General features: G+C 44.9%; 7 protein-coding genes and 1 pseudogene. 4 read left to right on the top strand and 4 right to left on the bottom strand.

The features are described from left to right. Window positions 1-47 precede the first annotated feature (47 nt). The 4 genes from OKC28_RS22375 to OKC28_RS22360 all read right to left on the bottom strand — a co-directional run bounded on the left by OKC28_RS22375 (window position 48) and on the right by OKC28_RS22360 (window position 3,568). Window positions 48-890, bottom strand: a complete 843-nt coding sequence (locus OKC28_RS22375) for a TIGR02285 family protein (protein ID WP_256687570.1) — start codon at window positions 888-890, stop codon at window positions 48-50. A 351-nt stretch (window positions 891-1,241) separates the two neighbouring features. After that, window positions 1,242-1,622, bottom strand: a complete 381-nt coding sequence (locus tag OKC28_RS22370) for a hypothetical protein (RefSeq protein WP_270691132.1) — start codon at window positions 1,620-1,622, stop codon at window positions 1,242-1,244. Window positions 1,623-1,963: 341 nt separating this feature from the next. Then, window positions 1,964-2,395 (bottom strand): organic hydroperoxide resistance protein, encoded by a 432-nt coding sequence (locus OKC28_RS22365; protein ID WP_042060312.1) that lies wholly within the window; start codon window positions 2,393-2,395, stop codon window positions 1,964-1,966. A gap of 249 nt (window positions 2,396-2,644) precedes the next feature. Next, a complete protein-coding gene (locus OKC28_RS22360; RefSeq protein ID WP_270691131.1) occupies window positions 2,645-3,568 on the bottom strand; it encodes a LysR family transcriptional regulator in 924 nt (307 codons plus the stop codon). A 61-nt stretch (window positions 3,569-3,629) separates the two neighbouring features. On the opposite strand from OKC28_RS22360, the gene OKC28_RS22355 reads away from it, so the two are divergent. From OKC28_RS22355 to OKC28_RS22340, 4 genes and pseudogenes are all read left to right on the top strand, one after another. After that, window positions 3,630-5,048: a coniferyl aldehyde dehydrogenase gene (locus tag OKC28_RS22355; protein ID WP_270691130.1), complete on the top strand. Its 1,419-nt coding sequence runs from the start codon at window positions 3,630-3,632 to the stop codon at window positions 5,046-5,048. Between the two features lie 31 nt (window positions 5,049-5,079). After that, complete coding sequence (locus tag OKC28_RS22350; RefSeq protein ID WP_270691129.1) at window positions 5,080-5,757, top strand: type 1 glutamine amidotransferase domain-containing protein; 678 nt, start codon at window positions 5,080-5,082, stop codon at window positions 5,755-5,757. 1,321 nt (window positions 5,758-7,078) lie between these two features. Next, window positions 7,079-8,083: pseudogene (gene istA, locus OKC28_RS22345) on the top strand (IS21-like element ISAs29 family transposase); the annotation flags it as partial. A 464-nt stretch (window positions 8,084-8,547) separates the two neighbouring features. After that, window positions 8,548-10,854 carry a cytochrome c peroxidase gene (locus OKC28_RS22340; protein WP_270691128.1) on the top strand — a complete coding sequence of 769 codons (2,307 nt, stop codon included), beginning with the start codon at window positions 8,548-8,550 and terminating at the stop codon, window positions 10,852-10,854. Window positions 10,855-11,400 lie beyond the last annotated feature (546 nt).

The following is an 11,400-nucleotide window of genomic DNA, read 5'->3' as shown; positions in this document are numbered from 1 at the left end:
GACTCATGATGAACCCTGTTCCATGGCTCCAGATGACAAACATGATCTCATATCAGGGACTTGTTCGCACCTTCCTTTATATATTCTGGATTTGATTTTAGTTTTGATAGTGCTTCATTGATATCAGATATGACTTTATCACCCCACTCGGTTTTCGGTGCGGCAACATAAGTTGATATTTCTTTTGGCTGTCCAGCTATCGGAAATACTTTGAACTTCCCTAGATAAGCCTTTTTATTTAAATCAGATACTGTTGATGAGCCATACCCAAACTTACTTTCTGTGTAATAGATAATTTCCTCTGGGTATGCAACGGTAAAACCATTTACATCTTTTAATAGCATATCCAGGACATTACCCATCGGAGCATTGAGCGAGTAGTTAACTCTCTTATTTGTTTTATCTTTAATTGCGAGGTCAAATTTACTTCCATAAGAACGAGACGCTATGAAATAGCCAAGTTTATCCTTCGATTGAATCAACCGAAGCAAATCAACACTGTCTCCATCAATTATATACTGCTTATAAGTGTTAAGCTCACTGGATGGTATGATTACATGTGGTGCAGTTGATAGTGTTTTATGAAAAGTAGAAAATGTTTGATACTTCTCTCTTTCAGGCGTTTTTAGCATGTTGCCACAGACAACTTTTTTCCCTTGCTGCATCATCCGTTGAATTCTGGCAATATTCGCCCATATTATTACATGGTTATACTGAGGTAATTCAGCTCTTATCATTGCGTCAGTAACATCAACCACACCTCTACCTGAATATCTGCCATCTTTTATATAAAATGGAGGAATGTCATACTGAGCCCAATGTATGGTCTCTTTTGCAGTTACATCGACAGATATAATAAAAGAGATGAGTATTAGAAGAATCCTTTTCATGGCAATTTCACCTCTCTATTATATTGATATAAACCATAGTGCGGCGATTAGTCAGCAACACTAACATCTTCACAAGAAAATATTGACATACGTATGCGCTTTCGTAAACCTACTAACGCAGAAATTTCTGGTTTTCTGTATCGTCAAGGATGGTGCTGAACGTTGATACGCCGAACTCTCCCGCTTGTCGCCATACACGGCAGCATGGGGCTTGATTGTTGCTGTCCCATAGAGCTTGTACGCTTTGTAGCGCATTCTCCTTAGGTCTAGCGATGCTTGGCAGTACTGTCAGTTGATGACAGAATAGAGTACACATAGATAGCGAGCATCGAATAATATTCTCGTCTTCGCTTATTGGCTTTTAACTATTTCGTTTAACCATTCTCTTGCATGCCCAATCTCGTTGAATCTAGCTATAAGCACATTACTTATAGATGGGGTGTTAATGAGTATTAAGTCCAATAGTACCGGGGATTTAGTGACGTATGCTTTTGCCAACAAACCTTTATAACTTAACCATTTATTAAAATTATCTACAATTACCAATGCATCAGGAGTTGCACCTGCATATTCACGTATATCAATCAACATAGCAAAGTTATTATCATTAAATAGATTGACAATTACTTTTAAATCATTCGCATACTTCTCTACCGCAAACTCATTAAATGCACCATGTAATGTTGCAACTATTATATTGCCGTCTGTTTGTATCTCATATACACCGTGCATAAAAGCCTCATCACATATAAGTATATGTCATGTTGACATGATATAATTTACCACTAAAATTTTCAAGTTGAACTTGTGTTTATTATGTAACTTCATGCTAGAGTCTAGCTGTATTTAGATGAGGGGTTGATTTTACATCTTTATGCAATACAAAAATGTACACTTCTAGTTATCATCGGTTGCAGATCTCAAAATTCTAACAAGCCCCTAGCGTGAGGTAATTGTGCCTCAACGACGATTGTGAACGTTGCTGGATGCAATGAAGTTCTGAGCCTCAAAGCACCCATTTTATCGCATCAACCAACGAGAAGCATCACCTATAATGGTTTAGAATGAAGCTATTAAATAATATTTATGTTAACGTCAACATTGCCACGAGTTGCATTTGAATAAGGGCACACAAGATGTGCAGCACTTACAAGTGTTTCAGCGGCCATTCTGTCAATACCTGGCATTTCGATATTCAGTGTAATGGCTAGACCATAGCCTTGAGTTTCTAGCATGCCTATACCTACTTCTGCGGTCACTTTAGTATCGTCTGGGACTTGAGTGAATTGTGCTTTATTATTTGCGACGACAGCTTTCATTGCACTCAAAAAACAAGCGGCATAGCCAGCTGCAAACAACTGTTCAGGGTTATTACCAAATCCACGCCCGCCAAGCTCTTTCGGTGCGCCTAACCAAATATGCAAAACACCATCTTCAGTTCGTACATAGCCATCTCGTCCACCGGTTGCAGTAGCAGCGGTGCGATACAGTTCTTTCTTCAACATAAGAAACTCCTTAACTTACTCAGTTAGTACTCATTGATGTCGAAGTAAGAATACATAAAGCAGCCTCCCTGAAGCTAACAATCCTATTTTGGTATGGGCATAAATAAATTTATGGACATTCTTACAACCAAAATTTGCAACTGTATTCGAGCCTAATCATCACCCTCAATTTGCGATTGTGATAACAGCGAATTCACAACAAAAATGAATATGTACTATCTACAAGTACTTGACTCGCACTTTCCCTTACTATTTAAGCCGTTCTAACAATATTTTCTTTGCCCAAGATACTCGAGGTTGACGTAGCGAGGCTGGCATCCAAACCAGATTGTAGCTAATAGTGGTGTTCCCCACGGGGGCCTGGATCTCCATCAACTCACCGCGTTGTAGCTGACCAGTACAGAGATACTCCGGAAGCACCGTCCAGCCGAACCCTTTTTCCAGCAAGCTTCTGAGCGCACGCAGATCCTGTCCAACCGCAGCAGGCAACACGTCAGGTGATGCTATGCCGTTTTTCACCATCCAGTCATCTATCAAGGACAACTCTAGGTTGTAAGCAAGCAGTGGCTCCTCACTAAGTGCCTCTGGTAAGGATTCAGCCTGCATTAGTCGACTGGCAACCGCCGGACTGGCAACCGCCAACACGCGGTCTGCATAAATGACGTCGCTCTTCAGCCGTTCATCGGTCACAGGGTGCGCCGAAATGCCCAGCTCGCAGTGCCCTTCCAGCAGCATCTGGGTCACCAGCGGGCCATCTCCAGTGTGCATACGCACTCGAACATCTGCTTCAAGCAACGGCACCAACCCTTCTGGCAATTTTTCCGCCATAAAATCAGCATGTCCGATGATCTGTAGCGTTCCGGCAATCCCGGACGATCGCGCCCTCGCCGTGGCTAACGCGGCTTCTGCGGCATCGAGTTTATTGCCGATATCAGCCGCCAGTTCATCGGCAGCAGAGGTAGGGATCACGCCGTGGGCCTGGCGTTCAAACAGCGCTTTCCCCACCGCAGACTCCAACCCGGCGATGTGCTGCGAGACTGCTGGCTGCGTCAGACTTAACACTCTGGCAGCGGCAGTTATCGAATGCTGGCGGTAAACCTCAATAAATGTTCTCAGGCGGATCAGCGACATACATGTTCCATAAAAATATTTATACCAATACCAAAATAGCATTGTTAGTCCTGCAACACTAGATCCGGCAAGCTTTACCCATCGCAGCAAATCACGGAATTATATGATGTCGAAGACCACTAACACTGAGCTACTGAGTCAGCTCACTACCATGAAAAACACACACATAATGGCTGGCCCCGCCAGCGCCGAGCTTCGTAAGGATCGTTTGCTGCGTGCAGCAAAACTGATCACCGAGAATCACAAGGCGATTAACGAAGCACTTAACCATGACTTCGGTCATCGCAGCGATTATCAGTCGCTGAGTGTCGATATTTTGACCACTGTAACTATGCTGCGTCACGCTGCCGAGCAGGTTCACGAGTGGATGAAACCAGAGCATGTAAAAGCGCCCTTACCTGGTATGCAGACGTGGATCGAACAGCAGCCGCTTGGCGTAGTGGGGATCATCAGTCCGTGGAATTTTCCAATCAACCTGGCATTCGGACCGCTGGCGGGCGTCTTTGCCGCTGGAAATACAGCAATGCTGAAGCCGTCTGAGCTGACACCTCAAACCTCCGAACTACTGGCAAATCTTATCCCGCAGTATTTCTTGCCGGACGAACTCCAGGTAGTGCTTGGTGATGCCGATGTCGGCCAAGCGTTCAGCGCCCTGCCTTTCGATCATCTGATCTTCACCGGCAGCACCACCGTAGGCAAACACGTGATGCGTGCCGCAGCGGAGAATCTAGTTCCAGTCACCTTGGAACTCGGCGGGAAATCACCGGTATTCATCGATGAAGACGCTGATATGGCATTGGCGATGGCAAGAACACTGACGATCAAAACCTTTAATGCTGGGCAGATCTGCTTGTCGCCCGATTACCTGTTGGTACCACAGGATAAAGTTCATGAGCTAGTGGATACAGCGCGGATATTTATGTCCCAGAGCTTCCCGACCGTGCAGGCAAACCTAGACTATACCGCGATCATCAGTCCGCGCCATTTTGATCGTCTGGTGATGTTGCTCAATGACGCTCGCCAAAAAGGAGCGACCGTCATCAGCCTGGCTCCGGAAGGTGAAGCAGATTTCGATACGACAACCCGCAAAATCTCACCACATCTGGTACTGAACGTGAGCGATGACATGCTCATCATGCAAGAAGAAATTTTTGGACCCTTGCTGCCTGTGAAGACCTTCTCCAAAAGCAGTGAGGCACTATCCTGGATTAACGCTCATCCGCGCCCGCTGGCGGCGTACTACTTCGGAAACGATAGGGTGAACCAGGCGAACTTTATAGCAAACACCACTTCAGGCGCAGTGGTGATTAACGATGTGATGACTCACGCGGCGATAGAAAGCCTGCCGTTTGGCGGTATAGGCCCTTCCGGTATGGGAGCTTATCACGGTGTGCACGGTTTCCGCCGCTTCAGTCATCAGAAACCGGTTGTCGTGCAGAATGCAGAAGGTGAGTCAAACTTGCGTCTACGTGCCCCCTATCAAGATAAAACTGCTGCAATCCTCGCTTATTTGCGCGGCTGATGTAGAACTCAAAAATTAAAAGGATCGAACAATGAAAGTATTAATGGTACTGACATCTCACAGTGAACTGGGTAATACAGGCAAGAAAACAGGCTTCTGGTTAGAGGAATTTGCTGCGCCTTACTACATCTTTAAAGATGCGGGTGCCGAGGTAGTACTGGCATCCCCGGCAGGCGGCCAACCACCACTGGATCCGAAAAGTGATTTAGCGGAGTTCCAGACCGAACAGACCCACCGTTTTAACGCCGATCCGGTAGCACAGCATGCACTCGCTAACACAGTGACGCTCGATAGCGTGCGCCAGGAAGATTTCGACACCGTATTCTATCCAGGTGGCCATGGTCCACTGTGGGATCTCTCAGAATCCCAAACATCAATCTCGCTGATTGAAACTTTTGAGCGAGCCGGTAAGCCGATTGGCTTCGTCTGCCATGCACCAGGTGTGCTACGCCACGTAAAAGCAGCCTCAGGTAATCCACTGATCAAAGGCCGTCAGGTGACTGGCTTTACCAACGGCGAAGAAGCCGATGTGGAGCTGACTGACATCGTGCCGTTCCTGATTGAAGATGAGTTCATCGCACTTGGTGCTCACTACCAGAAGGGGCCTAACTGGGCGCCGTTTATAGTTGAAGATGGCAAGCTCATCACCGGGCAGAACCCAGCAAGCTCAGAAGCGGTAGCAAAAGCCTTAGTGGCGCAGCTTCGCTGATATCCAACCCGGCCACCATGCCATCGTGGCCGGGTATTCACGCTGATTAGTGCTGTAACTTCCTCACTGAGTTGTTAGTTGGATGCCCCAACCCAAAACGGCATCTGAAGTGCCAAAGTGGCGAATACACGATCCCACTCATAAGAACGGCGACCATCATGAAGACTAAGACACTCCATTTTTGCCAATATGCCACCCGGCTTGATCAGCCTGTAGGCCTGTGCCTCTACTAACTTCAAGGCTAATTCAGCTTCAAGGGCTTAGTCATACTGCCAAGTTCATGGCTCAAAAAACCATCAAACCAATCCTTTTTGAAATTTTTTTCATTTACCCCACTTGAAAAAATCGAAAAACTGTCCATTTACTATTATTGAGAACAAATAAAAAATTTAAGAATTTCAACATTCCGCTGCTTCGCAGCGAAGATAATCCAGATTTTTAATTCCTTCGAGCTAGCTTTCTTTAAAAGAACAAAAATTGCACTTATAAAAATTGATCACTTAAATATAGTATGTGTCAACACTCATTAAGTTGAGTAAATTATCTTTTATTAAAGTAGTTAGCACACCTAACGCAGCAAGATGTACATGTGATGCGTGAGAGGCAATGATTTTTTCCACACATTGAACACCCCTCTCACAATATCTACAGCTGTCTGTTACAAATCCAAACTCAACATAGAAGATAAAAACATATCCTCTCTATTTAATTCCTTCTTAGTCATATGAGCTATGATCTTCAGATACGTTGCCATCGTCAATATACTCTTGATATAGCTTATCTACGACTCGCTGAGCCTTGTGATGTAAGACCATATCTAGGGCAGGTAATATCAGTGCAGGAAAAGTCTGCCCTTGGATAGTGAATGTATACTTGTCACTACCCGCATGCATATCATAAGTTGTGGATGTATCGACCTCATTTAGGAGATCATACCCAATACACTCTGCAAGAAGTACCCATATCCAACAACGATATAAGTCCTCCTTTTCATAGTTGCTAATCAACTTGTGCATTGCGTTAATAGCCCCTTTTAAAGCAGCTTTAATCCACCAGTAATGTGCATGCTGCATATACCTAGCATCTTCGCATTTGACTGCTGCATATTCCGGCCGATCATGAACACCAATTCCGATTCAACGTGAACACCATTTCCGGACCAATGTGAACGCTCATTCCGGTTCAACCTGAACACTTCGCCCCTCCTTTCCGGAAACAGTGTTCAACATCCCGGAATCACTGTTCACATTCACCGGAATCATCCTTAACGCATTGATTTAAAAACCTTTGATACGCTCTCCCTTTTGCCAGGGAAGAGCCTATGTCTGCCAAGAGGATTGCAATGCGTAAAATTCGTGAAGTGCTGCGACTGCGGCTGGAAGCTGACCTCTCTGTTCGCCAAATCAGTATCTGTACCAAGGTCAGTGTCGGCTCCATCCAGAAACTCCTCAAAAGTGCCCAGGCGCTCGGCCTTACCTGGCCCTTACCTACCGAGCTTGATGATGGCCGACTGGCTGCCCTGTTCTATCCGCAGGCCGATACCACCATCTCGGCCCGCCATGTTGTACCGGATTGGCCCTCTGTCCATCAGGAGCTCAAGCGCAAGGGGGTCTCCAAACAGCTGCTCTGGGAGGAGTACACCCAGCGCTATCCCAATAGCTGTTACAGCTACTCCCAGTTCTGTGACCGTTACAAGTCCTGGTGTCAGTTGCAAAAGCGCTCCATGCGCCAGATCCACAAGGCGGGGGAAAAGCTCTTTATCGACTACTGCGGGCCCACGGTGCCCATCGTGTCGCCGACTACGGGTGAGGTCCGTCAGGCACAAGTCTTTGTCGCCGTGCTCGGTGCGTCCAACTACACCTTTGCCGAGGCCACCTGGTCCCAGTCACTGCCGGACTGGCTGCAAAGCCATGTCCGTGCCTTTGAGTTTTTCGGCGGGACACCGGTACTGCTGATCCCCGACAACCTCAAGAGCGGTGTCAGCAAGGCTTGCCGATACGATCCCGAGCTCAACCCCAGCTACCAGCAGTTGGCCGAGCACTATCAGGTGGCGGTGATGCCAGCTCGCCCTTACAAGCCTAAGGACAAAGCCAAGGCCGAGGTGGGTGTGCAGATCGTCGAGCGCTGGATCCTGGCTCGTCTACGCCATCAGACCTTCTTCTCGCTTGCCGAGCTAAACCAGTGCATCCGGGCTTTGTTGAATGAGCTCAACGAGCGCCCGTTCAAGCAGCTGCCCGGTAACCGACGCGAGGCGTTTGAGCAGTTGGACCGCCCGGCACTGGGGTCACTACCGGTGCATCCCTATCGCTATGTCGCCATCAAAACCAATGTCTACAGGTAGCATTGAACTTCTGTAGGCTCACTCAAGGAGCGGCTATCGTTCACCCAAACCGTAACTGCTTCATCTTAATTTTTCAGCAAATGCGAGCGACTCATGAGCTACCTGACTCGCGGTTCGCGCTGATGAGTGTATACCTTAGACATACACATATGTCATCAAACGGGTCCATCCTGAGGAGGGTGACCTATTGGTAGTCTTCAAAGAGGTTCATAACTAATCTGCTTAACCCACCCATCGAGATGCGAACTCAAACGGGTAGGTGTCTCGCTCACTGCATAAGGAATCATTCAAGTCTCTTCATTTGGCAAAACAACGCTACTCAAACGCTGATACATCAAAATACGACTAATAACAATCGGCCTGTATTGATACCGGTCACACTCTCAGTTAGCATCGGCAATTGTAATGGCAATAATTATCATTAGAGTTAACGCTACGTGGGAGTCGAAATGAAAGCCGGAATTTATTTTCTGCTAACAGCTGCAATACTGGCTGGGTGCAATTCTGATACGAAACCAACAACGAATACTGGAACTGGAACTGGAACTGGAACTTTACCTTCTCAACCACCACAGATCTTACCAATATCCTTTATCGTTAGTGTACCTGAGAGTCTAAAGACGACTCTCGCGGGAGGCTTGGTTAGCGCTCGTCAATTAAATACTAAAAAAACGTATCAAAGCACATTAGATTCCAATTCTACAGCAACATTTATTGTTGATAGTTACAACGACAGCTACCCTTTTGAAATCACAATTAGTAATAACAATCAGATATTTAAAGTGCTATCTAGTCAACCAAATCTTATGCGCGCTCAAACTGAGCGTATAGATAGTAATACCGTCAATGTTCTGGTCACGCCAGAAACAACTGCGCAGTTTGCCTACTTAGATGAAAACCAAGATGGGATGCTATCAACAGATGAAGTTCAGAACCTATCAACAAAACTTGCAGAAGCTGAATCAAAGGGGCTAGCATTTATTTTTGCAGCTCTAGAAATTTATGGAATTAATGAATCAATAGAAGGCACCCAAGCCATTAATAGTTATCGCCTCGCATTAGATATGTTTCGTTCTGAGAGCTTGTTAAATATCATTAAAGTAAGAAACCAACGTGAAATCAAGCGAATTCTCGACAGAGACCGACCATCTGAAGTGCTTATAGATGACCCAAACCCAGAATCTGATAGTTTCTTGAGGATTGATCAAACTGGTAAACTACTTTCATCTCAGAACAATGAATACTCTACTTTATCTTGGCAGTGTGTAGATGATCTTCGCAGTCGTTCTAAGCCTCTTCGTAATTATGGTTACGGAGTTAACATCTGGCATTATTCTGATAAGGAAACAGCAAACATAGAATATAACTGGAGTGATGTGGAAAATAAACTTAACTCACTCAATCAACAGAGCATGTGCAATGTAGGGAATTGGTCAGTTCCTACAGTAGAGGAGCTAGAGTCGCTCTTGGATAGCAACGCGGCCAAGTTCCCATTATCATTTCCATTTTTAACATCAAATTTTTATTGGGTAAACAAAGACAACTCTCGCGCAACCTTAAACCAAAGAATATACGATATTAGCGCCGGGGCTTTAGTTGATGATCCGACCCAAACTACAGCTGCCGTCCTATATAAATCATTTACGCGTTTAGATAAAACTAGTTTGCAACGTCAAGTAGACCAAACACCTGATGAAATAAAAGCCGCCTATACAAACGTTAAGGCTCTTTACGCAAATCCAGATCCCGCAACCTGGCCTGCACCGATAGTTGATAATGATGTAGAATGGGCTGAACTTGGCATACTACCTAATGTAGAACACCCGAATTACAATCAATACTCTATTAATGCTCATAGTTTAGGGAAACGCCTGTTTTTTGAACCAAGACTATCAAAAAACCGTGATATTTCATGCTCGACATGTCACACACCATCTCAGGGTTGGGATGACAACCTTACGGTCTCTGTTGGACATAATGGAGAGAAAGGTACAAGAAATGCACCAAGTATTATTAACTCAGCTTTCCAGACATCACTATTCTGGGATGGAGGAGCTACCAATTTGGAAGAACAAGCCCTTAAACCTATAGCCAACCCAATTGAAATGAACTTACCGATAGAGGAGCTTGAAGATAGAGTTTCAAAAGGTCTATTTGACGATTATAGTTCAGATACATTAGCAGCATTCGGCAGTGATCATTTAACAACTGAGATCATTGCCAAATCATTAGCTATGTTCCAACGATCGATTATATCGACTGACGCCAAGTTTGATCGTTTTTTGAAGGGTGAGGCTACTCTAACCAACCAAGAACTTTGGGGATTACATTTATTCAGGACCAAAGCGAAATGTATGAACTGTCACTCAGGTCCGAACTTTACTAACAATGATTTTGAAGACATAGGTTTGTCTGACTACAACCTCCCAGCTAGGGACCTAGGCCGTTACAACGTAACGCTTAACCCAGAAGATTCTGGGAAATTTAAAGTCGCATCGTTAAGAGAGCTGGCACATACCGCTCCATACATGCATACTGGTCGGTTTGATTTGGAAGAAGTAATTACTGCATACAATAATGCCATGGGTGTGAAAATTGTAGCAAGTAAATTAAAAATCAATGAATATAGGTATGACCCTTTATTTCCTGAAGGTTCAGGAAAGTTGCATGTATTAAATCTCACAAAATCAGAAATCTCTGCTATTGTAGATTTTTTAGAAACGCTGAGTAGTAGCACTCCTCCCATCGCAAAATAGATTTCAATTCATTTACCCCTGTACTAGGTGATATACAGAGCCCATCAAAAAGATGGGCTCAGATTACCTACTTTCTATATGTTTGCGCCTATAATTATATTGCATTCTAAATACTATAGAAGACGACTTATTTAAAAGACAGAAGTGCCCGGATTTAATTGATAGCTACAATTGTGCCAATCCATATCTTCTACAAGAATTCAAGAGAAAAAACGAGAGCAGTTTAGCCAGTTGCCCTATGAGCTGAATCGCCCCCAGTTACTTAAACCACATTACCAACTAACCTCAATACAACTGGTCTCTGATCGTGGTTCGCTCCCCCTCTGGATTGATGCCAATGTCATGAACAACTAAGTTCACACGACCATCACTGACAGGCAGCCCCCATTATAACGGTCAGTTGGGGCTGGGTAAGCATTCTTACGACTAATTTGGGAAGCCCCTTTTTAATTAACGCAGACTGAAATCACCTAAGGAAGGTGCGAACAAGTCCCTGATATGAGATCATGTTTGTCATCTGGAGCCATGGAACAGGGTTCATCATGA

This window comes from Aeromonas sp. D3, from assembly GCF_027705025.1.
Classification (GTDB): Bacteria; Pseudomonadota; Gammaproteobacteria; order Enterobacterales; family Aeromonadaceae; genus Aeromonas; species Aeromonas salmonicida.
The sequence above is the reverse complement of the archived record's forward strand: the minus strand, read 5'-3'. Positions and strand labels throughout refer to the sequence as shown.

What these genes read in the sequence shown, in the direction of transcription:
- OKC28_RS22375 (WP_256687570.1), bottom strand. Translation starts at nt 890, where the DNA reads ATGAAAAGGATTCTTCTAATACTCATCTCTTTTATTATATCTGTCGAT.
- OKC28_RS22370 (WP_270691132.1), bottom strand. Translation starts at nt 1,622, where the DNA reads ATGCACGGTGTATATGAGATACAAACAGACGGCAATATAATAGTTGCA.
- OKC28_RS22365 (WP_042060312.1), bottom strand. Translation starts at nt 2,395, where the DNA reads ATGTTGAAGAAAGAACTGTATCGCACCGCTGCTACTGCAACCGGTGGA.
- OKC28_RS22360 (WP_270691131.1), bottom strand. Translation starts at nt 3,568, where the DNA reads ATGCTATTTTGGTATTGGTATAAATATTTTTATGGAACATGTATGTCG.
- OKC28_RS22355 (WP_270691130.1), top strand. Translation starts at nt 3,630, where the DNA reads ATGATGTCGAAGACCACTAACACTGAGCTACTGAGTCAGCTCACTACC.
- OKC28_RS22350 (WP_270691129.1), top strand. Translation starts at nt 5,080, where the DNA reads ATGAAAGTATTAATGGTACTGACATCTCACAGTGAACTGGGTAATACA.
- OKC28_RS22340 (WP_270691128.1), top strand. Translation starts at nt 8,548, where the DNA reads ATGAAAGCCGGAATTTATTTTCTGCTAACAGCTGCAATACTGGCTGGG.